This is a genomic window from Leptothermofonsia sp. ETS-13 (assembly GCF_049200465.1).
Lineage (GTDB): Bacteria > Cyanobacteriota > Cyanobacteriia > Leptolyngbyales > Leptolyngbyaceae > Leptothermofonsia.
This window is the reverse complement of sequence record NZ_CP120836.1, coordinates 1,021,847-1,046,753: the sequence shown is the minus strand read 5'-3', so window position 1 is coordinate 1,046,753 and position 24,907 is coordinate 1,021,847. Positions and strand designations below refer to the sequence as shown.

Below are 24,907 nucleotides of genomic sequence, written 5' to 3'. Positions count from 1 at the left end.
TCCTGGGATATGGAAAAGACATCAATATCTTGAAGATGAAGGTATAGATACCTGACGATGGGTTGAAAAAATTAAAAAAAGAAAAATAGTTGCCACCAGGTTGCATAGAAAACTGGTTTAAAAGAGAGTGAGTGAGCAAAACCCCAGCCAGGGGTTTCACCCCTGTACCCTGTCCTGAGTCTGATGGCTAAGACGATGTGGCGGTCCTATTCGGATTGTGAGAAAGGATTCCTGCGGAATCCTTTCTCACAAAGCTTCTCAATTTCACGACTGATTCAGGCCTGCTATATCTTTAGGCCTGCTATATCAAAGATAAAAGATGAAGTGCTGATAGAAAGAAACCCTCAGAACCAAGAATCTGAGGGCTGGAGTTCCTGAAAATCGTCACTTCTGCTATCGTGGCAAGGGTTTCGAAGAAAGGCAAGAGGGGTGTCGCCCATCATTAGAGTTAGAGAAGGAAATCATTAGTTAGAGAAAGAAATTAAGACGGCACTGCCATTAGCTTTTTATAGCATGCGACCATCCAAAGCAAAAATCTTCCTCCCCGCTCGCCACTGTCTATCTTTAAGTCAGGGTTCAAGTGGGCAACACCCCTTTCCATCGTTTTCTACCGTTCTGCGATCGGCACGTAAGGAGCATCATGCAGCCCCGTGTAAATCTGAGTTGGGCGGAAAATTCGGTTTTCATTCAGTTGCTCTTTCCAGTGAGCCAGCCAGCCAGCCGTGCGAGAAATCGCAAATACCGGAGTGAAAAGGTCTGTGGGAATCCCTAACTTGCGGTAAACCAGCCCAGAATAAAAGTCAACGTTAGGATAAATCCCTTTATGTCCTAACTTCTCTGCAACCGCCTGTTCCAGTTCAACAGCGACATCGTAATACTTATCTCGACCGTATTCCTCAAATAACTTTTCTGCCAGTTGCTGCAAGATTGTGGCACGGGGGTCCTTAACTTTGTAAACTCGATGGCCAAATCCCATGATTTTGGACTTGTGGGCAAGCTGTTCGTCTAACCAGGGTCGAACATTTTCAACGGAACCAATTTCTTCCAGCATGAAAATTACTTCCTCACTGGCCCCACCATGAAGGGGACCGGCAAGGGTACCCACCGCAGATGCAACAACGGCATAGGGGTCGGTCAGGGTAGAAGCCGTTACCATCGCTGAAAAGGTTGAAGCGTTGATGGTATGCTCAGCGTGAAGAATCAGGCTCACTTCAAGAATCTTGGCGGGAAGGGGGTCAGGTTCCTTTTCGTTCAGCATGTACAGGAAATTGGCGGCATAGTCCAGGTCATCCCGCGGCTGCACCGGGTCATTTCCTTTGCGCATCAGTTGAAAAGCTGCAACCATGGTTGGAATTTTTGCCAACAGTCTGATTACGGCTGCCCGAATGTAGGCAGGGTCATCTAGAGCCCGCTTGGAGTAGAACAAACCCAGAGCCGCAGCACAGGCTTGTAGTGCATCCATCGGGTGACCGCTTTCAGGGAAACACTTCATCATATCCCGAATGCGATACTTTAATCGCCGATGATGGGTAATCTCATATTCAAAGAGGTTTAACTCTTCTTGGGTGGGCAGTTCTCCCCAGATTAGAAGGTACGCCGTCTCTAAGAAATTGCTTTGTTCGGCCAATTTCTCAATCGGAATTCCCCGATACTCCAAAATTCCTCGCTGCCCATCGACATAGCTAATGCTGGATTGGGTTGCGGGAATGCCTTCTAACCCTGCCCTATACTCGCAGACAGTCATGGTTCCACCGTATTACTAAAAATGGGCTTACTCACGCTAACGTAATCAGAAGACTCGAAACTGTATCTTTCCAGGCCAGTTGGGGGTTCAATCCTTTCTGAAGACGTTAATTGATACCTGAAATCCCTACTAGTATTGGCTTACAGGTTACCTCTTCCAATTTCGACGATCGCGCCACAAATTGCAACCGAAAGCACAGTTCTGCAAAAAAATGTCGCGCAACATAAAAAATAGTTACTATTGAATTAGAGAAGATTTTTGTACAGATCAACATCGTTGCTTACTTACATAGGTCAATCGATCCTCCTATAGGCCTGTAGTTCGACAGGGAGGAAACGATTGACTTTTTTGTCCTCTCAAATCAGGAGTTTTATGACCCAAAGACAATTTCGTCGGAAATACCGTGTTGATTCCCATGTAGAGCACTCTTCACTGAAGTCGGGGCACGAACGTTCTAGAACGCTACGAGAACACCTCAAACACGAACGGACTAGCCCTTACGCTGAGAAAAGCTATCACTCTCGCCATCCAAGTCTGACTGCTTTAATTGAACAAGATGCTCCATTGCAATCCCATAGTGGCCTGGTTTTGATGTATGTACCTTTTCAGGCTGAGCTGCATCCTCAGGAAGGGCAAGGAGTTGCGTCCTGGATTCAAGAATGCGTTCGCAAGCATGGAATTCCGAGCCTGGTTCGGTTTGACTACCACCGTCGGGCTCAAGTATTTCGGCGTGACCAGTTTCAGCCCTGGTTAGAGCCGCTTTTAAGCAAGATTCCAAGCTAGTGGTCTGTCAAGACTGTTTTGATGAAAACCCTCAAAACACCTGAGAATTGGGTTTTGTAGATTTGAGTTATCCCTCAAATCTACCCTGACGGACTACTAGTGAACAACCACTAGGGGTTTTGAGATTTGTGGGAATTTGCGTGTTTGCACTGTGGCTGTGCAAGCTGATGTTTGCGGCATGATAGGTTCATGCTTGATTGGTTTTGTGTCCCTGAACCTGTTGCTTTCGGGCATGAATGGTAGTTTGATGATATCCGGCAGGTTTGTTAAATCCCATGAGCCAGGCTCAGAAGATTTGGGTTTTGGCAAGGGTTTAATTGGTGAGTTCTCTTTCTAAAACAGTCGAGGGTTTTTGTAGGAGTATCTACCCCATGACCCGCCGGGACGACCGCATACTGCTTCAGATCACGAGCGAGCAGACTGGTCAGCGATCGCTCCGCCCCAACCCTTTCACGACCTATCGAGATCCCAAAACAGGTCGCTGGATTGTGATTGTGCCTGCGCCGCAAGAAAAGGCGATTGTAAAATTAAGTAGCAATTGTGACATTAGCAAGAGTTAGCCAGCTTACACTGACTGCACTGAGTTGAGTCCCTTCCCTGCTAGTGTCACTATGCAAGCCTTAAAGCTCGCTTCATTGAAAATCCGGTACAGTATTACCCCGATTGCAGGAGGGGTCAATCTTTGTATCTGGGAACCGGCAGGAGTGACCGAGGGTAGAAACAAACCGTTTTTGTTCAAGATTAATCATCGTCTCCCTTCAAATATCGAGGCTCAGAAGGTACTTCGGGAGTATTTGAAGAATCTGGGCTGATATTTTTCAATTCCTGGGCAGAGGAAATCTGTTCGAGAGCAGCTTGTTGGGTTTCACTCAAGGGACACATGTATAGAGGGGGAAGCATCAGGGTTATGAGCCAGTGGAAAGTGACTCATCTAGAGTATCTTTGATTCCTGCTAATTGCGTAATCGGTGTGCTGAAGTCGCATTAGGGACTAGAGGCTAAAAGAGTTTTGTTACCTATCACCTATCACCTACGATAGGTGATTCCACCGTATCCCGTTCGGTACGAACCCATTGAGTTTGGGGTTTTACCAGAAAAGCGAAATATAGAGGAATTTTCCACAAAACGTATAAGGGGACAGAGAGAAGCGTTCGCAACGGTAAATCCTGTCTTGCAAACCTGGCCCAGGACAACAGAATTGCAGTCAAAATCCAAATTCCTTCCAAAACTGCGATGAAGATTGGAATTGACGTACTTCCCAGCCATCCAGCGATTAACGCAAGAATCGTTGCCGTTAACCAGAGGATGACCAGCAAAGACAGGGGAGGCACCGAGAGGTCAAGGGCGATCGCCACCAAATCAAAGCATCGGGTCTGAACCGCAGCAGTGATGAGGCGAGGAATCTGGGTCAAAAGAGTTTGCAGATGACCATGCTCCCAACGAGTTCTCTGGCTTTTGGCGGCACGAGCTTGCTGAGGCAGAACCCCTGTAACCCTAGCTTCTGAACAAACCATAGGTGGATGCCCAGCCATGGCTAGATCCAACCCCAGCTTCATGTCTTCAACAATATTTCCACTGGCGAGGGAAACTTTCTGAAGCACAGTCCAGGGAAACGCCATTCCCGTTCCCGTTAGCAGGCAAGGAAACCCAAGACAATCCAGCCCAACTGGACGAACCCAATTCTTCACCGTAAAGGCCAGCAGTGAAACCGCGTCTTTCGATCCTAAAACGGCGGGTCGAGTCATCAAATAGATAGCTTGAACTGGTCGTGTGTAAGTTATGGCCTGACGAGCAATTTTTTCAATGCTCCCCAATTCAACAGTACAGTCTGCATCCACCACAATGACAACTTCAGGTGGATTGGCTTCAAGGGCTTTTAGGCCAAAATCAAGAGCATAGCCCTTACCCCGACGTTCCTGATCAAACCGCTCAATAACATTTGCGCCCATTTCACATGCAATTGCAGCAGTGCCATCATCGCAGTTGTCTGCAATTACAACCAACCGATCTTCAGGAGCCATTTGAGGCTTCAGTGACGCCAAAGTTATACCAATTCCAGATGCCTCGTTATGGGCTGGAATTAGAACTGCAATACTGGGTCGAGGGTTCAGCTTCTTTCCAACTTGCTGGCGTACCAATACCGCTGCCACACACTCAACAAACAGAACCGTAGTTGGGATTAGTAACACAAGCGCGATGGTCAGCGAAGTAACCCCAAGCAATAGAGCCATTAATCCCTTCCTCAAAAGTATTCAGCGTGGGTTTAAAGACGTTCTATAGAGTGCCTCTACAAGCATTAACCACAAGTCTAACGATTCTGAAATGAGAACAGTACCATCAATGAAAATAGACTACCAGCTATTTTCCGGTGAATTATTCCTTAGTGAATTAATGTTACAAACACTAAATTTTGCGACATAGAGGTTCGGGTACTTCCCCCTAGGCAGAGGTGGAACTCCTGTATCCCCAACAAAACTTTCGTTTTGTTGTACTACTGTTTAGAAGTTGGTAGACCTGGTTTAAGAATGCCCAAATTTTCAAGAATAGTAGTCTGTTCCTGATTCTGTTGGTCGCGTTGGGCCTGAGCGTAGGAGTCCTGAACGCTCTTCGCGCACCGATTAGAAACTAAGCCTAATACTGGAAGATGGAAGCGATTCAACTCTGACATTACCTGAGACAGCAAGGATCGCCTGGTACGACCAACTGCGACTGTTATCAAAATCCCATCGGCCTGGGCCCCCAGGAATTTAGCATCAGAAAACTCTGACAGGTCTGGGGTGTCATAGATAATCAAATCAAACTCAGACTGCATTTGCTGAGAAAGACTCTGCATTCTGGAGGTACCCAGGGCTCTGATTGAATCGATTGAAGGTTGGCCTGCTGCCAAAATTGAAAGGTTCTTGTCTAAGGACGATCGCTGAAGCGCTTCATTAAGCGACACCCTGCCCAGGAGAATTTCACTCAACCCCATGGAGTTTGACAGGCTAAACAGGTTATGGAGATGGGGAGCCCGCAGGTTGCCATCAACAAGCAAAACTCGTTGTCCCATAGAAGCGGCTGCTAAAGCCAGGTTTAAGGCGACCGTGGTTTTGCCATCGCCTGCGCAGGCAGAACCAACAATTAGAGATCGCACCGATGATTCAGGTCCCAAAAACCGAATGTTGGTGTATAGGGAATTGAATGCTTTAGAGAATGTATCCGAGTTTCCAGCCAGAGGGTTCATGACTGGGTTTGCCCCCTCTCTAAAGGGAACAGATGCTAGAAATGGCAGTTTCAAAGCTCCTTTGATATCTTCGTCATCAAAGAAAATATCTTTCCGCTTCTCTCTCAAGATAGCAGCGGCGAAACCAAGTACTAAACCTGCGATCGCTCCCAATCCCACGTTTCGAGCTGATTTAATCGGTTGCGGTTGGGGATTGCCTTTCTCATCCCGTGCAATGGTTGGTGGCGAGATCACTTCCCAGGGAACTTCCTTTTGGGCGGCTTCTATCCGTAAAGTTTCACGCTGAGTCAAAAACTGATTCAGTGTTCGGGTGGCAATTTCTAGCTGTTGCTGCAAGTCGTTATACTGCCGGGAAATGGCAGGGAATTGTCGCAGCCTTTGATCGAGAGATGCTTCCGTTTGGGAGACGGCTTGATTGCGGACCTGTAACTGTCGAACAGTATTTCCAGTAGTAATGTATTGCCGAATCAACTCCAGACGTGTAGGGTTCTGGAAGGCCCGTACACGGTCGCTTGCAGGAACTCTTGAAGTTTCTCCCAGGTTTTTACGGGCTTCCTCATTCAGGAGTTGCTCAAGATTCTTCTGTTGATCTCGCAATGATTGAATAACCGGACTTTCGTCATTAAAACGGGCTGCTTTAACAGCAATTTGAGATTCGACGGTCTTTAGTTGAGTCAGTAATGCTTGATAGCGAGGGTTTTCACTTAAGGAAGAAGCTGCCAGTGCTTCTTCGGGAGTCAACCCTAGCTGCCTCTGTAACATGGCATACAGGGTTTGCTGTTCTGCCAGGTCTCTTTGAGCTGCTGCTCGCGCAGCCCGTGTTTCCTGCAACTGGTTAGAAAGGGTTGCCCCTTCGGCTGTTGGATCGACGATCCGATAACGTTGTTTCAGGGCCTGAATTTCGGCTTCCAGCCCATTGACTCGCTGTTGTAGACTGGGAAGCTGATCTTCAATGAACTGAACGCCCCCTCCAATACGGGTTTTTCGGTACTCAAGACTAAATTTCAGAAAGCCATCAGCCAGCTTTTGCAAGATGTATTGAACTCTCTGGGGGTCTGTACCTTCATAGGTAACCTCAATAATCTTCGCCGTGTCCAATAGGTTTGTCCCAGGACGTTGAACCACCAAATTGTTGCGCTGCAAATCTCTCTGTAGAGAACCAGCAGTTACATCGGGATAACGGCTTTGGATTTCCCCTGCAATCTTAGAAAGAAGCTCTGGGCTTTGAAGCACCTGGAGCAGAGTCGGGTAGTCTACCCGGTCTTCCTGGTTCTGGCGATCGCGAGAAATAGCAGAAGGATCTGTAGATCGCGCCTGGGAGTTGATAGGTTCTACCAAGATGCTGAAATTGCCTTTGTAGGTGGGAGGACCAAAGGAGGTCAAAGCTGCCGTACCGGTAGTTGCAAGAGTAGTGGCAGCAATTAAGAGGGCATTTCGACGGGCGATTCTCAACAAAGAGCCCAAATTTAAGCCCTTCTGCTTTGAGGGCGCATCACCTAAATCGTCTTCCAAGCCATCATTGAACCCCAAAGATTTGTTACGATTATTTAATGACAAATCTTGGATACTTTCTTCGGCTCTCATATCAACCTCACGACTATCCTGCTGAACCTACCGATAGAGCACCCGAACAGAAGATCCTTGACCATCATTGGAAAATATTAAATAGGCCCAAAAGCCCCAGGAAAGGACCAACTGTGGTTCCTATAAAGTCAGTAATTCCAGCGATTGTATTGCGATTCACGACAATAATGTCGTTATTGTACAGCGCTGGATTGTTCTGCTCATTCAGTCCCTGGGACAGGTCAACCTTAATTTCCCGTCTGGTCACAGTTCCATCCGGATTGAGCCGAATCAACTCCACATCATTCTTGGCTCGTCCTCTTTTAAACCCTCCAGCAGCCATAATTCCCTGGTTGAGAGTTGAACTAGGACGGATTTGAACAGTTCCTGGAGTGACTACTTCACCAACCACATTCACTCTAATCGTCTCAGGAGAAAAGTTGCTAATTGCGACCTGGGTCACCTCCGCAGGATCCAATTTCGTTGCTTTTGGAACGAGAATGGTATCGCCATCTCTCAAACTAATATCCTGGGACAGGGCTCCAGTTTGCAAAAAGCTCCAGAGATCAACATTGATCAACTGCTCAGCGCCTGAAGGTTGGGGCCGCTTAATCTGGATCTGACGAACATTAGCAGACTGAGTAATTCCGCCAGCTGTTTGAATGGCCTTAATAATCGTAGGCCACTGGTTGGCACCTCCCCCGTCGCCGCCACCTCCTGTGTTCCGTTGGTTGAGACTGGCTCCAGTGGTTTCATTGCTGATAACACTGATGATGTAAGAACCGGGGCGATTGACCTCACCGATCACACCAATCTTCAATGGACGAGGAGCGAGTAAGCTGACGGTAATAATAGGATTGCGGATGTAACGACTGTATTTTGAAGCTAACTGCTCGGAGGCTTGCTTCAAGGTTAAGCCACTTACCGAAACGCCACCAACCCAGGGTAAATTGATTGAGCCATCGGGTAAAACAGTGTAGCGTGGCTCTAGAACCAGTTCCTGGGTGTCAAAGCTGTCCACCCGGATCACATCCCCTGAACCCAGGATGTAAGCCTGCTCAACCAAAGTAATTCCTGCACTCTGAGTGGAGCTGATTGTTGAAGCCTCAGTTTGGGCGATTGCTGGAAGGGTTTGAGTCGCCCCGACAAAGACGGCCAGCGTAAGCCCAGCAACAAATCGATTTGTTCCCTTAGTCATGAAATTCCCAATTAGCAAAAGTACGGTGCTCTAAACTCTCCATTGAACGTTGACCGAACTGTAACTGATCCGACATTTGCTCTGGCACTGACCGCCTGAATCACATCCTCAGCCTGAGAATATTGATAAGCCAGTAGCCCTTGTCTTAAAAATAGCCCACTAAGAAGTGCCAAAGAGCTAAAAGTGCTAAAAGTGCCAGTTTAGATAGTACTCACAGTCGATTGGCAGCATCTCTATAGACTAATGATAGTTGCAATTATGAAACATTCACAGATGAAGGCTCCATTCTGTAGCCCTTGACTTCATATAAGATTTACAAGTTTCTCGATGTGCAAGTTTCTATGTAAAAGAATGAATAAAGATCCCTTTCTTCAACACCGTATTTACACTACTTTCCTTCATATTTGGACTATGTGAAGGCTTTTCACTTTCACCTTATCTTTTGAAGAACTTATAATCGGACTATTCGGACTATAGTTTGTCAGTAGGTAGTCATCATTAACTACAAACGGGATAATTGTAAACGAGGGAATGGGGGCTGCGCCCCCAGGCAGGAGGGGATTACCTCCATATTTAGTCTAAATTTAGTCTACTGGTGACAGTCGTTTTCAAAAAGCTTTTATAACTCAGTGTATGCACTATGATTCTAAGCCCAGATGATAGGCCACAATTAGCAAATCTTCTTTCATCAATCATAAACGTAACTTCTGTTACTCAGTACAGATTTCATGAAAATTACCATTGTTCTTCCCCATGCTGATCTAAGCGGTGGAGTCAGAGTTGTAGCAACTTACGCGGATCGTCTCCAACGCCGGGGCCACGAAGTGTTTCTAGTTTCCAGGCCCTACAGGCGGCCAAGTCTACTGGAGCAAACCAAATCCCTGCTAAAACGGCGAAGCTTTCTATCAATACCTAGATCTAGGGCTTCCCATCTAGATGATCTAAATGTTAACCATCAAGTGATTGATCAATGTCGGCCAATCACTGATGCTGATGTGCCCGATGCTGATGTTGTAATTGCAACCTGGTGGGAAACAGCGGAATGGGTAACCAGATTGTCTCCATCGAAAGGAGCGAAAGCCTACTTTATTCAACACTATGAGACATTTGACTATCTACCTAAGCAAAGAGTAGAGGCCACCTATCTTATGCCTCTACACAAAATTACTATCTCAAACTGGTTGTTAGATTTGATGAAATTCAAATATGGGGACTGCAACGTTTCTCTTGTACCCAACAGTGTTGATACCGAGCAGTTTAATTCCCCTCCTAGGAACAAGCAATCTGTCCCAACGTTCGGGATGATGTATAACTCTGCCTATTGGAAGGGGACTGATATCAGTCTTAAAGCTTTTTCCCTGGTTAGGCAAACCTTACCAGAGTTGCGTTTGCTCGCCTTTGGAGCTGATCCCCCAGTTGCAGCCTTACCTTTGCCTAAAGAAGTTCAATATTTCCAGAGCCCTCCTCCAGATCAGATCAAAGACATTTACGCAAGTTGCGATGCCTGGCTATTTAGTAGCCGTTCAGAAGGCTTTGGCTTACCGATTCTAGAGGCAATGGCCTGCCGAACTCCTGTGATTGGAACGGCTGTTGGTGCGGCACCAGAACTGATTGCAAAAGGTGGAGGAATACTTGTGAAGCCTGAGGAACCTAACAGTGTGGCAGAAGCAATGCTCCAGGTATGTAGATTGTCTGATGCGGAATGGCGTACTATGTCTGATGCTGCCTATTCGACTGCAACGCATTACACCTGGGATGATGCTACAGATCTATTTGAAGGTGCTTTGTATACCGCAATAGAACGCTCTCAGCGGGGTGATTGGAAACATTCCTTGGTTTCTGCTCAACCCTAACTTGAAGTCAAGCCGGGAACTATTTGTTCAGATAGCTTTTCTTATAGAAATAGAAATACCGGGACTGTGTGATCGCTAACCTCCTTTAAAATCAAACCCCATTCAAGTATTTGTTGAGTAATCCCCATGCCCCAGGCGAACGCATTTGCGAATGTTATCCTCCTGCTCTGGTTGCCCACAGTAATCTATATCTTTTCGCGGTTTCCTGCCCAACGGGCACTTATCATTAGTTTTTTGGGTGCCTGGCTATTTTTACCAATGGCAAGTATGAAATTTCCAGGCATTCCGGACTATGAAAAGATGTCGGCTACAAGCTATGGGATCCTGTTGTCAACGATTATTTTTGACGTTGGGCGCTTCAGTTCCTTCAAATACAGCTGGATTGATGTACCAATGACAATTTGGTGCATTTGTCCCTTCTTCTCCTCGATAACTAATGGGCTGGGGCCCTACGATGGGTTCTCAGCAACTTTTAGTCAGGTCGTTACCTGGGGAATACCTTATTTCTTAGGAAGAATTTATCTGAATAATCTGGCTGGCTTGAGAAGTCTGGCAATCTGGACCTTCATCGGGGGCTTACTTTATGTCCCTTTCTGTCTGTTTGAAAGTCGCATGATGACCAGTGTTCATGAATTGCTTTATGGCTTTAACCCCAGTGGTTTTCACATGTCGCTGCGCCTGGGCGGTTACAGACCCACGGTTTTTATGAATCATGGTTTGATGGTGGGCGTCTGGATGATGTCTGCCTCTTTGATGGGGGTTGTACTCTGGCGAACTGGCGTTATTAAAAAAATTTGGGATATCCCCGTTGGGTGGTGGGTTGGGCTTTTGCTAGTTGCCTTTGTCTTAACCCGATCTACTGGCGCCTATCTGTTATTTGGCCTTGCGCTGGTAATTCTTGTGGTAGCTAGGTATTTTCGCAATACATGGCCAATCTGGGGCATCGTGATTGGAATGTGTATCTATCTAAATTTAGGCGCGACAGGAGAATTTCCACGAGCCGAGGTCACAAGTACTCTGGCCCAAATTTTTCCCGCAGAACGTGTGCAGTCAGTCGATTTTAGATTTGAAAATGAGCAGATCCTTTCAGCAAGGGCACGGCTAAAGCCAGTATTTGGTTGGGGAGGTTTCGGCAGAAACCGGGTATTTGATGAGTATGGTTCTGATATTTCGGTCACTGATAGTTTGTGGATTATTGCTTTTGGTATCTTTGGGACAGTTGGATTAGTCAGTATTTTCACAGCCCTGCTACTACCCGTAGTGGCCTTCTGTGTACGCTACCCGACTCGACTTTGGACCCATCCTGCGGTGGCACCAGCGGCAGTTCTGGCGGTTGCCTTAGTGATGTATGCGCTGGACTGTGTCTTAAATGCGATGGTTAATCCCGTTTTTGCGTTGACCTGTGGTGGTCTGGCGGGAGTTGCGGTTGCCCGTGCGAGGGAAACTTCTACTTCTAGAGCAAAAACCCTGGCTGGCAAACTTACTTAAGCTGTGCAGTTTAGTGGGTTTATTGGAGCAAAAGTGGGGTTATTGGAGCGAAGCGATTAGCTCTAAGGTGTTTTAGAAATATCGAATACCTCTGTAGAGGGGTTCCAGAATGTCTCTACAGAGGCTCAACTATCAGGTTTAGCACAGCAGCACTGTAGTATGTTTAGGCTGAAGCTACGTTGGTTCGGCTGACATAGACTGGCGAGGCTTCTACACGAACTGGTTGTTGGTCATTCCAGAACTGTTCATTGGAGATGGATTGTGCCAGCAAGCGGCGGTAGAGGTCGCTTAATCGAGCCGCTACGCCCATCCAGCTAAAGTTTTGCTGGACTCGAATAGGTGCTTGCCGTCTCACTTTCCTTGCCCACAGTTCGTCTGAGAGGATGCGATCGATTGCTTGAGCAAAGCCATTTTCATCAAGTGGAGGTACCAGCAATCCGGTTTCCTCTGGCACAACTGTGAATTTCAGTCCTCCTACAGCTGATGCAACAACGGGTGTACCACAGGCCATTGCCTCAATCGCGACCAGCCCAAAAGGTTCGTAATGGCTAGGAATGACACAGACATCCGCAGCAGTGTAATAGAGTGGCAGTAAATCGTGGCCAACTTGACCGACAAAGAGCGTCTGATCGGCCAATCCTAACTCTTTGACAATCTTTTCTATCCGCTCGCGCTCCTGGCCATCGGCTTGATCGGGGTCGCTGCCGCCAACGATGACCAGTCGCAGGGAGGGATGGGGGGTAGCAGAGGGGAGGGAGCATCCATTGGATTGAAGCGTCTCCTGGTTGAGTTGCTCAGTTTTGGCCTTTAGCTGAGCGCATGCCCGTACAAGTGTTTCAATGCCTTTGCGTGGATCAAATCGGCCTACGTAAAGAACAATTTCTTCATTTAGTTTAAATCCTAATTTTGTCCTGGCTTCGACCTTCGGCATAGTGTGAAAGTTTTCGATGTCGGTACCACAGGGGATGACCTCAATCTGCCCCTGCTGCGAAACCAGGGTGCGAAGGGCTTCTTCTTCCTGCGGGCTAGTTGCTACAACACAATTTGCCTGCTCTAAGATTTGTTTCTCGATCGCCAGCCGGGTATCGGCGATCGCGGGGCGAACTTTTACAGTCTGATACTTAACCGCACCCAAGGAATGATAGGTATGAACCAGTTGAATATTGCTGTGTTCTTTCAATTGCAAGCCGACCCAGGCCGACATCCAGTAGTTGGTATGTACGAGCGGATAGTTTGCCCCTTCCTTGCTCTGAAACTTCTGGAAGGCTGCGACAAACTCTGGCATGTAGTTGAATAATTGATCTCGAGGAATAAATTTCTGGGGCCCGGCCACCAGGCGAATTGTACGACAGTGAGGCGAGTGCTGGACGATCACCGGGTCTTCTGGACGTGTCTTGCGGGTAAACATATCTACCTGCCAGCCCAATCTGGCAAGAGCCTCACCCACCCGGCGCACGTAGACATTTTGTCCACCAGCCTCTTCTTTGCCAATTTCGGCGGCTGGGTCGGCGTGATCAGAAATGAGCGCGATCGCCTGCCGATTAGGAACTGCCCGGCGGGGAGAGACATAAGGGGATTTTGCCGAAGGTGAAACAGATGCTACTGATTTTGTGCTGTTAAAGTTTGTCATTTCCTTACCTCATAAAAAAGGTGGATACCCATGAAAAAGGTGGATACCCATGGCTCCACCTGTTTACCAATCGCATTTAATAGATGAACCCACCAACTTGTGAGCCTGCCCATTTCGGTTAAACCGTTCTGCAAGGATTTGCTGGTAAACCGCTTCGTAGCCATCCACCATTCGCTTGACACTGAAGTTTTGGATGATGTGTTCCCGACAAACAAGGCGATCAATTTTGTCAACTTTCGCGATCGCATCTACACACTCTTCAACGCTGTGGCAAAGAAATCCAGTTTTACCATGAACGATAATTTCAGACGTAGAGCCCAATTCCATCGCAATTACCGGGGTTCCAGTTGCCATCGACTCGATCATCACCAAACCAAATGGCTCGCGCCAGGTAATTGGAAATAGAGTAGCTACTGCATTTCCCATCAACTCACTCTTTTGCTGATGGTTCGCCTCGCCCAGGTACACTATTTGCTTGCCATCGATATGAGGCTTAATTTCTTGTTCAAAATATTCCCGATCAACTACGTCAATTTTTCCAGCCAATTTCAAACGCCAACCTGCCCGCTTCGCGATTTCAATTGCCAGATGCGGTCCTTTCTCTGGCGACAACCGACCTAAAAAGGCCAGGTAAGGCGGGTCACTGGGCTGAGGATAAAATGGATAGCTAGAAGGATTGATTCCGTTGTAGACTGTCGCCACATAATTGAGCTTCAAATCTGGCTCGCGTTGAGCATCGGAAATGCTGACGAAAGCCTGTTTGTTTGCATGGGCGTACATGTTTTTGTTATCGTCAGTAAAGACGCCATGCAGGGTATGGACTGTGGGTGTTTTAACTAAAGCAGCAAAGGGTAGAGCGGAACAACCTACATGGGAATGAATAATGTCAAACTCTTCCGCCCGTTCGTAGGCTTTAGAAAGCTCCAGCATTTCATAAATACTGTACTCCTTCACCGTAGGGTCTAGTCGAATAGCACGAGGATAAACCGATTCAAGTCTGGCAAGAGTGATGGAGTCTCCTGATGCAAACAGCGTCACATCATGCCCCCGGCGTACAAGCTCGTCGGTAAGAAGCCCGACCACTAATTCAATACCACCGTATGCGGGAGGCGGAACACGCTCCCACAATGGGGCAATCTGAGCAATTCGCATAATAAACCTCCTAGATGCGAGACACCAGTAGAGTAATACCTCCTAGCCCAGAATACGCTCCTCGAAGCCCGTACAAAAACCTGTATAACTTGAGCAGCGTATTGTATCAGATGTTGAATCATAGTCAAGAATTTAAGGGAAAGCTTACACTTTAGCAAAGGTGGAAACTTCTCCCCTAAGAGGTAGGGTTAACCGAACCTGTTAATTTTGCTTTTATGAGTAGATTAAAGGATTGCTTTACAGTCCAGTAACTTTAGTATTAGAAAATACATCTCAAAAATTGCTTTTCTTTTCTTGCAACGGTCTTTGTAGGGAATTGTAGGGAATTTGAATCGATTGTAAGATGATGATGATTTATCAGTAAGCTCCCTGGGAAAGTCCTTCACATCTTGTATTCTGATAGTTAGAGAAATACGTAAATACCCATAAACTTTTATTTCTTTAGTCACCAATGCAAAAAGATGTGCTAGTAGATTTTTATCGTGCCTGGATGATCCAGGTTGTTCAGGTTGAAGCAGGTTTTCAAGGGATATGCCAGTCTCCGAGGGGAGAACGGATGAGTGATAACATCCTTTACTTGCACAAGCAGACGGCCTGGCAAGCCGCGATCGATTTGATTGATCACTACTATGCCTGTTATGAGATCAAACAATTTCTGCGCGAGGGCTATGAGTCAGGTTGGCTGGGTTTTGATGAATGGCAACAGTTGAATCAAGCGCTCGATAGCGATTTACCGTTAAAGTTGCGCAGGGTAAGTTAGCGATCGCCCTCAGGCAAAGATCTTTCCTAAACGGTTACAATCTCCCCAATACCCTGTCTGGAGAAATCTCTTTGCATGTGCCGTTTGATGGGCTATTTGGGGCCGCCTGTCCAGCTTGACCGCCTGCTGACCAAACCTGAACACTCGCTCACTGTTCAGAGCTACCAACCTCGTGAAATGACCTCTGGGCTGCTGAATGCGGATGGGTTTGGCGTCGGTTGGTACCATCCTCAGGCGACGACGGAACCTTTCACCTATAAAAATACCCTGCCCATCTGGAATGATGTGAACCTGCCCAGCCTCAGCCGCTTTATAGAATCGGGCTGTGTACTGGCTAATGTGCGGAGTGCCACATCGGGGCAACCGGTGGATTTGAGCAATTGTCAGCCTTTTCAGAATCGTCTCATCTTAGGCATCCATAATGGCTTTATTGCCAATTTTCGCCAGACGCTGTATCGCCCAATTCGCGATCGCTTGAGCGACATAGCCTACCAGGCGATCGGCGGTAGCACCGATTCGGAGCATATCTTTGCCCTGGTTATTCATGAACTGGAGGCTTCGCCCGAAATCCCTTTAGTTGAAGCTCTGCACCGTGCCCTGACCACTCTCCGTACCCTTGCGAACGAACAGGGGGTTAGCTTTTCTGCCAACCTCATTTTCAGCGATGGTAGCCAGCTTGTTGCCTCGCGGTTTGCGGAGCGATCGGCAGTTCCCTCCCTTTATTGGCTGCGGGACGATCCCCTTTTTCCCAAATCTGTCCTGATTGCCTCTGAACCTCTATTTGCTGGTAACTGGATTTCTTGCCCTGAACACAACCTTCTTACCGTTGATCATGACCTTAATACCGAGATCTACCCAATCTGAGCAAATAAGCGTCACTTCTAGTAGTCAGAAGTCAGGAGCCAGGAGCCAGGAGCCAGAAGGGGAAAGGCGAAAGGAATGGGGCAATCGCGAGCAGGGTTCCCGTCATAACCTGTCTATCTCACGCCAACAGTTACGAGCGTGGATGCAGCGGTGCCGCAAGTTGACCCTTGACCTGTTTGAGGGCATTGACTACGATACGTTCAGTCGCCAGGCCCATCCCGACTTCAGCCCGATTGGTTGGCATTTGGGGCACATAGCCTATACAGAATCGCTCTGGCTCTTAGAGCACTGCGCTGGACAACCCTGTCAGTTTCCCCAATATCGCCGCCTGTTTGCTGCCGATGGCCTGCCTAAATCCGAACGGGTCAACCTTCCCACATTGGCAGAAATTCAGCAGTACTTGAATACTATCAGGGAAGAGGTTTTTTGATTATTTAGAAATTGCTCTAATTGAGGAACAGGAGCGGCTATGGTGTTTTTTGTTGCAGCACGAAAGCCAGCATGCGGAGACGATCGCACTGGTGCTTGAGTTAATTCGGCAACAGGAGCCAGGAGCCAGGAGCCGGGAGCCAGGAGTCAGGAGTGGGGAAGGGGGAGTAGGGAGGGGGGAAATGGAAACTCAGAACTCAGAACTCAGAACTCGGAACTCAAAACTCAAGACCCTCCATTTCCTGGAATTACCTTCGGCTTCTGAAATGGTTTGCATCCCTGCGGGGGATTTTGTTTGTGGCAATGATTCGATTGATGCGCTGGATAATGAGCGTCCAGCCCATTCCGTTTACCTGGAGACTTACTGGATTGATCGCTATCCGGTCACTTGTGGGCAGTTTCGGCTTTTTATGGAAGCGGGGAGGGTATCAGGATTGCCGCTGGTGGTCACCAGAAGGATGGGCATGGCTTCAATTGGCTCAGATCGGGCAGCCGCTTTATTGGCATACTGAGCCTCAGTGGGATGACCATCCGGTTTGCGGTGTCAGTTGGTATGAGGCGGATGCCTACGCCCGCTTTGTTGGGAAACGGCTCCCTACGGAACTGGAATGGGAAAAGGCTGCTTGTTGGAATCCGGCGACTGAGCGAAGCCAAACCTATCCGTGGGGAGAGGGGGAAAGGGAAGAGGGAAAAGGGGATCCTTTGCAGGGATGGGCGATCGCGGATGAAGCCGCACCCTGCAATCACAACCACCAGGTGGGGCACACCACGCCAGTTACCCAATATATCGATGGCAAAAGCCCTTCTGGTTGTTATGACATGTTGGGTAATGTTTGGGAATGGACGGCTTCCACGTTTGATTGCTACAAGGGTTTTGCGTATTTTCCCTACCGGGGTTATTCTCAAGCTTACTTTGATGGAAAACATCGGGTTTTAAGAGGGGGCAGTTGGGCTACTCGCCCCTGGGTACTGCGCTGTTCCTTTCGGAACTGGTATCACCCTCATGTGCGAGAGATTCTGGCAGGGTTCCGGTGTGCAATTTCTTAGACTGCAATTTCTGGCAGCACCTAAGATAGAGTCGGAGAAGAAACAGCTTCTTCAGACTCCAGCATCGCCCTTGCATGTGTGAAAATTAAGTGCATCGCTGAGTACATGCTTAAAATGCGCCAATTTCCTTTTCTGCAATGACCCCGTGGATATTGAAAGATCGCGATCGCCTGTTGCATTGGCTGACTCCATACTTTTTCCTGCTGCCTGCTCTAGTTCTTCTGGGGTTGACGGTTTTCTATCCGGCGATTCAGGCATTTTTTCTTAGCTTTACCCGGTACGAATATGATTTGACCCAACCCCCTTTGTGGATCGGGTTCAAGAATTTTCAACGACTGCTGGCAGATCTGGTGTTCTGGCAGACCTTTCGGAATACGTTGCTGTATCTGGTCTGTGTGGTTCCGATTCTGGTGGCGCTACCATTGGGATTGGCTATTTTGGTAAATCAGAAGTTACGGGGCATCCACTGGTTTCGGGTAGCCTACTACATCCCGGTGGTCATTTCAATGGTGGTCGCGGGCATTGCCTGGAAATGGCTCTATGCCGAAAATGGATTACTGAACCAATTGTTGAAATTAACGGGTATCTCGCAGGAGGGCATTCCCTGGTTGACCAGCCCTCAATTGGCCATTTTTAGTGTTATGGCCGTAACGATATGGAAAGGGTTGGGATATTACATGGTGATTTACCTAGCGGGGCTACAGGCGATTCCATTGGATTTGTATGAGGCAGCGGCGATCGATGGTTCCGATGGGATCAAGAAACATTGGGACATTACCGTGCCCCTGATGCGCCCTTATCTACTGCTGGTTGCTGTAATTTCAGCTATTTCTGCAACCAAAGTTTTTGAAGAAGTCTATATTATGACCCAGGGCGGACCGCGGAATAGCTCCAAAACTCTCGTTTATTACGTCTATGAACAGGCATTTCAAAACCTGGAAATGAGTTATGCTTGCACGATTGGGCTGGTGATGTTTCTGATCATTCTGGGACTTTCAGTGCTGCGATTAACGCTAGAACGCGTCACTGTGAAACCAGAAGGACATGAGATTGAAATAGGGGGATGATGAAGACGATGAACCATATAGACAAAAACACCTGTCACCCGCTATATGTCTCAAGCTCCTAACTTGATTAGCCAATCTGTCTGTTTTGGCGGCACCGTTAACTTCTACAGCCATTTCTCCACAGCCTGCAATAGCGAAATGAAGTTCGCTGTATATTTGCCACCCCAGGCAAAGTCGCGTCTAGTACCCGTGCTGTATTTCCTTTCTGGGTTGACCTGTACAGAAGAAAATTTTATGACAAAGGCAGGAGCCCAACAGTTTGCGGCCAGGTATGGAGTTGCGTTGGTTGTTCCTGATACCAGTCCCCGTAACACGGCTACTTCTGGAGAGGATGAAGACCGGGATTTGGGCACTGGGGCAGGATTTTATGTCGATGCCACTCAAGAACCGTGGAGCCGACATTACCAGATGTACCGCTACGTCGTTCAGGAATTGCCCGCGCTGATTGCCGAACATTTTCCAATCCAACCGGAGCGACAGGGCATTTTTGGGCATTCTATGGGGGGGCATGGTGCACTAATCTGTGCGCTCAAGAATCCACATCAGTACCGCTCAGTTTCTGCCTTTGCTCCGATCGCCGCTCCCATGAAGTGCCCCTGGGGACAAAAGGCATTTACCCATTACCTGGGCTCCGACTTAGAATCCTGGCGAACCTATGACGCCAGCGAACTCATCCTGACTCACCCATTTCAGCGGCCTATTCTGATCGATCAGGGAACTGCGGATCAATTTCTTGAAACCCAATTGATGCCAGAAATTTTTGAGCAAGCCTGCGCTAAAGTGGGTCAATCACTCATCCTACGCATGCAGGAGGGGTATGACCATAGCTACTACTTCATCGCCACGTTTGTAGAAGACCACATTCGGCATCATGTGGAAATGCTTACCTGACCTGCAAGTAAGGAGTAGGGAATGGGAAGGGCGGGAGGGATACACTCTACGCCCCACTTCTCCTGATTAGGTTCTGACTAGGACTTATTGATCTGAAATTGATCTGAAAATGCTGTAACTCTGGGGCGTTCTTATGTTAGAAGCCTTGCAAAACTTTTTTAACGCCAGTGGATTTATTCCCCACGGGCACTGTTACCTTTGGAAGCCTGAACTGGTATGGCTGCATGTGACTGCGGATGCACTGATTGCGATCGCCTACTACTCAATTCCCCTCACCCTTCTGTATTTCGTGCAAAATCGCAAGGATTTACCTTTTGGCGGGATTTTTCTGCTATTTAGCGCCTTTATTGTCGCTTGCGGCACTACCCACCTGATGGAGATCTGGACCCTCTGGCATCCGGTCTATTGGCTGTCGGGGGCTGTAAAAGTTACAACAGCTTCGGTCTCACTTTATACAGCTATTTTGTTGGTGCCACTGGTCCCCAGGGCGCTCTCTCTCCCCAGCCCAGCCCAACTAGAAGTAGCAAACCGAAAGTTGGAACACGAAATTGCTGAGCGTAAACAAATTGAAAAAACATTGCGGGAAAGTGAAGCCCGTTACCGGGCTGTTGTGGAAGATCAGACCGAAATGATTTGCGGTTTTTTACCTGATGGCACCCTCACCTTTGTAAACCAGGCTTACTGCCGTTACTTCGGACGTACTCAGGAAGAACTGATTGGGCATAGCTACGTTCCCGTCATTGTTCCAGAAGATATGCAACAAGTCGAGAAGCAGCTGAAGTCGCTAAGCGCAGAAAACCCTGTCACCGTGATCACCAACCGAATTGTCCATCCCAGTGGTGAAATTCGCACGACCCAATGGAATAATCGAGCCATTCTTGATTTTCAGGGTAACTTTATTGAGTTTCAGGCAGTAGGGCGAGACATTACAGAGCTTCAGCAAACGCAACAGCTTCAAGCAGCATTGAACGAAAAAGAGGTTTTGCTAAAAGAAATTCACCACCGGGTTAAAAATAATCTGCAAATTATTTACAGTCTACTTCGCCTACAGAGCCGGAATATCAAGGATCAGCAGGCAGCCGAAGTTTTGATAGATAGTCAGAACCGGGTCAAGTCTATTTCGCTGATTCATGAGAAACTCTATCGTTCTGCTGATCTAGCGCAAATCGATCTGAAGCAGTACATTCCTAACCTGGTGGCCAGTCTGTTCAGTTCCTACAAAGCCAATTCAAATTCCATCAAACTGTATACGAATGTGGATGATGTTTCTCTCGATATTGATGCTGCGATTCCCTGTGGCTTAATTATTAATGAACTGATTACCAATTCTCTCAAATACGCTTTTCCCGATGGGAAGGAAGGTGAAATTCGACTTGAACTTTATTTAGAGAATGACAATGATGTGACGTTATCCATCAGTGATAACGGAGTTGGGATTCCCGAATGTTATCGTTTTGCTAAAACTGAAAAGTTAGGATTGAGTCTGGTTCGAGATCTGGTTGCTCAATTGAAAGGAACGATTGAGGTTAGTGCTTGCAAGGGCACTTTATTTAAGATCAGGTTTCCACGGAGTAAAGCTCAATGACTGGAACAACATCCCAGCTATCCCAGCTAAAAACTCAAATTTTGGTGGTTGAGGATGAAGTGGTGATCGCCAGAGATATTGAAGACTGTCTGGAAAACCTGGGTTATTCTGTGGCTGCGATCGCCCATTCGGGGGTAGAAGCGATCGCCAAAACCGCACAATTGCGCCCCAACTTAGTACTGATGGATATCCGGTTGGAAGGCGAAATGGATGGGATTCAGGCAGCCGAGCAGATCTGGGGAAACTACAAAATTCCGGTTGTCTATGTAACAGGCTTTTCTGATAGAAATACCCTAGAGAGAGCAAAGCTCACCCGTCCTTTTGGTTACATCCTGAAACCCGTCGAAGAGCGAGAACTTTACGTCGCCATCGAAACAGCTCTACAGCAATATCGAGCCACTCAGGAAATCCAGAACCGTGAGCAATGGTTGACAACTATCCTCAGAGACATTGGCGACGGTGTCATTGTGGTGGACAGACAAGGGCGAGTCAAATTTCTGAACCTGATTGCAACCGCGTTAACCGGCTGGACGCAGGAAGAAGCTGTAGGTAGGGATTTGATTGAGATTTTTCCCCTGATTCATGAGCAGACCCGCACCCAGATTGAGAACCCTGCGATCGCAACCCTCCAGAGTGGCAGGCTCCTCTATCTACCGGACCAAACCCTGCTGGTTTCCCGTACGGGAAACCTCCTGCCAGTTGCAGATAGCATTGCGCCCCTACGAAATAACAGCGGCGACATCACGGGTGCTGTCGTAGTTTTTCGTGATATTACCCAACGCCGCCTATCGGAAGAGCACGATCTGGCTTTGCAAAGAGCCAGACAGCTAGAGCAGCAAATGCAGGAACTGCAAAGGCTGGATCAACTCAGAGATGAGTTTATCAGTACCGTTTCCCACGAACTGCGAACTCCTCTCGCCAACATGAAAATGGCCATTCATATGCTGGAGATTTATTTGGATCAGCAGGGGGTGTTGCGATCGCACAATGACTCAGAAACTAACCGCATTACTCGCTACTTTGAAATTCTCCGTAGCCAATGCCATCAAGAACTAGATCTCGTCAACAACCTGTTGAACCTGCAACATCTCAATACCAACACCTACTCCCTGATACCCATCAGCATTCCGTTGCAAAACTGGGTTCCGGTTTTAGTAGAAAACTTTTCCCAGCGTTTTCAAATAAACCAGCAAGAACTGGTAATTGATATTCCTGCTGACCTGCCAACCCTGATCTCCGACGAGCCTAGTCTGTTTCGCATCCTGTCAGAACTATTGAATAATGCCTGCAAATATACCCCCGCAGGAGAGAGAATTGTGGTGTCAGTCAAGATAGTACAGGAAGCAGGAAATACCGAAGAAGCCAGAGAAACAAGAGAAGCCGAAATCACACAAAGCCCTCCTCACTCCTTATTTGAAATCATAGTCGCGAATACAGGCGTTGAAATTTCTGCCGAGGAACTTCCTCGCATTTTTGAAGAGTTTTACCGCGTCCCCCGCCTCGATGTCCGCAAGCAATCAGGAACCGGGCTTGGGTTGGCATTAGTGAAAAAATTAGTGCGTTATCTAGGCGGAACCATTCGGGTTGAAAGCGGCTCTGGAGAAACACGCTTTATCGTTCATCTGCCACCCCAGTTACCAGAACAAACCGAGTGTGCTGATAGCCGCGGTAGCCGCAATGAATGACATTGGATGAGAATGCGCTGTTAATTGTTGGCTACTACCCCCTCGGCCCCTAGCCCCTCTCCCACCGCACTCCCTCCTCGATGGAGAGTACCCTGCTGGGGAATGCAGGCTGATATTTCCTGTTGACAAGATAGAGGTGTCCTTGTTTGAGGTGATAACCCATGAATACCGAAACCGAAACCTACAACAAAGAGGAATACAGCCACGAGGCTTATGACAAGTACTACAAACGTGCTTGTGAGGTGTGCGTCCCGATCATCCTGAAAGTACCTGTCTACGTTGCTCCCATCGTTATCGAAAAAGAGCCTAAGTGCGTAGAAAAGAACGGATACTAAAAACCTATCCCAGCACCCTTAATGTAGGGTGGGCATTGTCTACCCTACTACTACAGGTTCTCTACCACCTATTAGAGCTCTACGCGGGTGCGTTAGGACATTGGAATTAGAGAGGGAGTGGGGGCTTGGCCCCCAGCCAGGGGTGGAACCCCTGCACCCCGTCTTAACCATAATGAATACCGCTATACTTTTTGTCGACTACCTATTACCTGCCTGCTGTATAGTGCTCCATAGCGACTCCAACAGTCGTTAGTAAAGCTAGTAAGCCCATTAGCTCATATGGAGTAAGCGTCAGCCTGTGAATCCTGCCACCTATTCTCAAACTCAGCCTCCATTAAAATTCCAAATTATTCCCGTAACCACTGCCGCCGAGCAGGAAATGTTTTTAGATGTTCCGGTGGTTGTTTATGCCAGTGATCCCAACTGGGTTGCCCCCCTTCGCAGCGATGTGGCTAAACAATTTGAGCCAACTAACCCATTCTTTCAATACGGGAAGTTACAGTCGTTCATTGCAGTAAAGCAAGAAGAAAGTGGGCAACAGCGCGGTTCTACCTCATCCAATAGAAACAGCAAAGGTAAACTTTCTCCACTTTTGGGTCGCATTGTTGCAGCCGTTAACCACCGCTTGATTGAGAAAGAAGGTCAGAAGGTGGGATTGTTTGGGTTCTTTGAGAGTGTTGAAGACTTTGCGGTTGCCCAGGCATTATTTAACGCTGCCTGCAAATGGTTGCGAGAGCAGGGAATGACCACGGTGCGCGGACCCATCGACCTCTCTACCCATAACAACTGTCTGTTTCTGGTTGATGGCTTTGACTTGCCGCCGATGGTGATGATGCCTTATAATCCGCCTTACTATCCCCAATTTATGGAGCGGGATGGTTGGCAGAAAGCAAAAGATGCCTACGCTTATGACTTTCCCCTCGACAAGCCCTTACCCCAAGAATTTGAGAAAGCCTATCGAATCGCCTGCAAATCGGGTGTAACCTTCCGCCCCATTCGGACTAAGGGAGAGGGGTTTGAACAGGATTGCATCAGCCTTTATCACTTGTTTACAATGGCGTTTGCAAATAATTGGAGTTCTACCCCCCGCACTCAGGAAGAATTTTTGGAAGAAGCCAGGTCTTTGCAGAGTTTGGTCGATCCCGATGTCTTTCCCATTGCCGAGTACAACGGAGAAATGGTGGGCTTTTGGATGGGCCTGCCGGACTATAATATTCCTCTCAAACGGGTCAATGGAAAGCTGGATTTATGGGGGATACTAAAGTTCCTCTGGTTTCGCCGCCAGATTGATCAGGGCAGAGTTATTGCCATCTGCTCTCTCCCAGAATATCGCCGCAAGATGGTGCCCCTGGCACTGATTTATCTGGGTATGATGGGCGGTATCAAGAAAGGCAAGCCCTACAAGCGGGCAGAGCTTTCCTGGGTTTATGAAGATAACTTCCCCTCCCGTAAGTTAATCGAAGCATCGGGTGGCAAGATTTATAAGACCTACCGGATCTATGAGAAAGCGCTTCAGGTTTAAGAGAGTTAATCCAGAAAGAATAAGTAGCTAGGCGCAATTAAATTAAGGATAATTTCGGGGGTGGAGTGGGTGAAACCCCCTGCTGGGGG

At 47.8% G+C, this 24,907-nt stretch carries 23 protein-coding genes; 16 read left to right on the top strand and 7 right to left on the bottom strand.

Translation table 11 applies throughout. From position 1 onward, the window contains the following. Nucleotides 1–607: 607 nt before the first annotated feature. Complete coding sequence (locus P4D80_RS04745) at nucleotides 608–1,744, bottom strand: citrate synthase (protein WP_421657748.1); 1,137 nt, start codon at nucleotides 1,742–1,744, stop codon at nucleotides 608–610. 372 nt (nucleotides 1,745–2,116) lie between these two features. Between P4D80_RS04745 and P4D80_RS04740 the strand changes: the two genes are divergently transcribed. The 3 genes from P4D80_RS04740 (at nucleotide 2,117) to P4D80_RS04730 (ending at nucleotide 3,087) form a co-directional block, all read left to right on the top strand. Further along, nucleotides 2,117–2,527: a hypothetical protein gene (locus P4D80_RS04740; protein WP_421657747.1), complete on the top strand. Its 411-nt coding sequence runs from the start codon at nucleotides 2,117–2,119 to the stop codon at nucleotides 2,525–2,527. 151 nt (nucleotides 2,528–2,678) lie between these two features. After that, nucleotides 2,679–2,864, top strand: a complete 186-nt coding sequence (locus tag P4D80_RS04735; protein WP_421657746.1) for a hypothetical protein — start codon at nucleotides 2,679–2,681, stop codon at nucleotides 2,862–2,864. A gap of 34 nt (nucleotides 2,865–2,898) precedes the next feature. Next, nucleotides 2,899–3,087, top strand: a complete 189-nt coding sequence (locus P4D80_RS04730; RefSeq protein WP_421657745.1) for a hypothetical protein — start codon at nucleotides 2,899–2,901, stop codon at nucleotides 3,085–3,087. Between the two features lie 181 nt (nucleotides 3,088–3,268). Here P4D80_RS04730 and P4D80_RS04725 read toward each other — a convergent pair whose 3' ends face one another. From P4D80_RS04725 to P4D80_RS04710, 4 genes are all read right to left on the bottom strand, one after another. Then, complete coding sequence (locus P4D80_RS04725; protein ID WP_421657744.1) at nucleotides 3,269–3,427, bottom strand: hypothetical protein; 159 nt, start codon at nucleotides 3,425–3,427, stop codon at nucleotides 3,269–3,271. Nucleotides 3,428–3,545: 118 nt separating this feature from the next. Continuing rightward, nucleotides 3,546–4,757 carry a glycosyltransferase family 2 protein gene (locus tag P4D80_RS04720; RefSeq protein ID WP_421657743.1) on the bottom strand — a complete coding sequence of 404 codons (1,212 nt, stop codon included), beginning with the start codon at nucleotides 4,755–4,757 and terminating at the stop codon, nucleotides 3,546–3,548. Between the two features lie 260 nt (nucleotides 4,758–5,017). After that, complete coding sequence (locus tag P4D80_RS04715; protein WP_421657742.1) at nucleotides 5,018–7,333, bottom strand: GumC family protein; 2,316 nt, start codon at nucleotides 7,331–7,333, stop codon at nucleotides 5,018–5,020. Between the two features lie 64 nt (nucleotides 7,334–7,397). Beyond that, nucleotides 7,398–8,510: a polysaccharide biosynthesis/export family protein gene (locus P4D80_RS04710; RefSeq protein ID WP_421657741.1), complete on the bottom strand. Its 1,113-nt coding sequence runs from the start codon at nucleotides 8,508–8,510 to the stop codon at nucleotides 7,398–7,400. A 728-nt stretch (nucleotides 8,511–9,238) separates the two neighbouring features. Here P4D80_RS04710 and P4D80_RS04705 point away from each other — a divergent pair. Further along, nucleotides 9,239–10,363, top strand: coding sequence for a glycosyltransferase family 4 protein (locus P4D80_RS04705; RefSeq protein ID WP_421657739.1), 1,125 nt, complete (start codon nucleotides 9,239–9,241; stop codon nucleotides 10,361–10,363). A 126-nt stretch (nucleotides 10,364–10,489) separates the two neighbouring features. After that, entirely contained in the window at nucleotides 10,490–11,851 is a 1,362-nt protein-coding gene (locus P4D80_RS04700; RefSeq protein WP_421657738.1) for an O-antigen ligase domain-containing protein, read from the top strand. A 163-nt stretch (nucleotides 11,852–12,014) separates the two neighbouring features. Here the strand turns inward: P4D80_RS04700 and P4D80_RS04695 are convergent, their stop codons facing one another. Beyond that, nucleotides 12,015–13,481 (bottom strand): glycosyltransferase family 4 protein, encoded by a 1,467-nt coding sequence (locus P4D80_RS04695; protein ID WP_421657737.1) that lies wholly within the window; start codon nucleotides 13,479–13,481, stop codon nucleotides 12,015–12,017. A gap of 63 nt (nucleotides 13,482–13,544) precedes the next feature. Beyond that, nucleotides 13,545–14,633 carry a glycosyltransferase family 4 protein gene (locus P4D80_RS04690; protein ID WP_421657735.1) on the bottom strand — a complete coding sequence of 363 codons (1,089 nt, stop codon included), beginning with the start codon at nucleotides 14,631–14,633 and terminating at the stop codon, nucleotides 13,545–13,547. Nucleotides 14,634–15,084: 451 nt separating this feature from the next. On the opposite strand from P4D80_RS04690, the gene P4D80_RS04685 reads away from it, so the two are divergent. From P4D80_RS04685 to P4D80_RS04635, 11 genes are all read left to right on the top strand, one after another. Next, complete coding sequence (locus P4D80_RS04685; protein ID WP_421657734.1) at nucleotides 15,085–15,393, top strand: hypothetical protein; 309 nt, start codon at nucleotides 15,085–15,087, stop codon at nucleotides 15,391–15,393. A 75-nt stretch (nucleotides 15,394–15,468) separates the two neighbouring features. After that, the gene (gene egtC, locus P4D80_RS04680) at nucleotides 15,469–16,257 is read left to right on the top strand and encodes an ergothioneine biosynthesis protein EgtC (protein ID WP_421657733.1); all 789 of its coding nucleotides are present in this window, start codon (nucleotides 15,469–15,471) and stop codon (nucleotides 16,255–16,257) included. Continuing rightward, a complete protein-coding gene (locus P4D80_RS04675; protein WP_421657732.1) occupies nucleotides 16,226–16,687 on the top strand; it encodes a DinB family protein in 462 nt (153 codons plus the stop codon). The genes egtC and P4D80_RS04675 overlap by 32 nt, the downstream gene beginning before the upstream one ends. Before the next feature lie 49 nt (nucleotides 16,688–16,736). Further along, on the top strand, nucleotides 16,737–17,198 hold the full coding sequence (locus tag P4D80_RS04670) for an SUMF1/EgtB/PvdO family nonheme iron enzyme (RefSeq protein ID WP_421657730.1): 462 nt from the start codon (nucleotides 16,737–16,739) through the stop codon (nucleotides 17,196–17,198). Beyond that, nucleotides 17,161–17,733 carry an SUMF1/EgtB/PvdO family nonheme iron enzyme gene (locus tag P4D80_RS04665; RefSeq protein WP_421657729.1) on the top strand — a complete coding sequence of 191 codons (573 nt, stop codon included), beginning with the start codon at nucleotides 17,161–17,163 and terminating at the stop codon, nucleotides 17,731–17,733. Before P4D80_RS04670 ends, P4D80_RS04665 begins: the two co-directional genes overlap by 38 nt. A gap of 137 nt (nucleotides 17,734–17,870) precedes the next feature. Continuing rightward, on the top strand, nucleotides 17,871–18,800 hold the full coding sequence (locus P4D80_RS04660) for a carbohydrate ABC transporter permease (protein ID WP_421657728.1): 930 nt from the start codon (nucleotides 17,871–17,873) through the stop codon (nucleotides 18,798–18,800). A gap of 45 nt (nucleotides 18,801–18,845) precedes the next feature. Then, a complete protein-coding gene (gene fghA / locus P4D80_RS04655; protein WP_421657726.1) occupies nucleotides 18,846–19,691 on the top strand; it encodes an S-formylglutathione hydrolase in 846 nt (281 codons plus the stop codon). 133 nt (nucleotides 19,692–19,824) lie between these two features. Beyond that, nucleotides 19,825–21,276: a sensor histidine kinase gene (locus tag P4D80_RS04650; protein ID WP_421657725.1), complete on the top strand. Its 1,452-nt coding sequence runs from the start codon at nucleotides 19,825–19,827 to the stop codon at nucleotides 21,274–21,276. Then, entirely contained in the window at nucleotides 21,273–22,961 is a 1,689-nt protein-coding gene (locus P4D80_RS04645) for an ATP-binding protein (RefSeq protein ID WP_421657724.1), read from the top strand. The genes P4D80_RS04650 and P4D80_RS04645 overlap by 4 nt, the downstream gene beginning before the upstream one ends. A gap of 161 nt (nucleotides 22,962–23,122) precedes the next feature. Beyond that, nucleotides 23,123–23,296 (top strand): hypothetical protein, encoded by a 174-nt coding sequence (locus P4D80_RS04640; protein WP_421657723.1) that lies wholly within the window; start codon nucleotides 23,123–23,125, stop codon nucleotides 23,294–23,296. Between the two features lie 298 nt (nucleotides 23,297–23,594). Further along, nucleotides 23,595–24,818, top strand: a complete 1,224-nt coding sequence (locus tag P4D80_RS04635; protein WP_421657721.1) for a hypothetical protein — start codon at nucleotides 23,595–23,597, stop codon at nucleotides 24,816–24,818. Nucleotides 24,819–24,907: the final 89 nt, after the last annotated feature.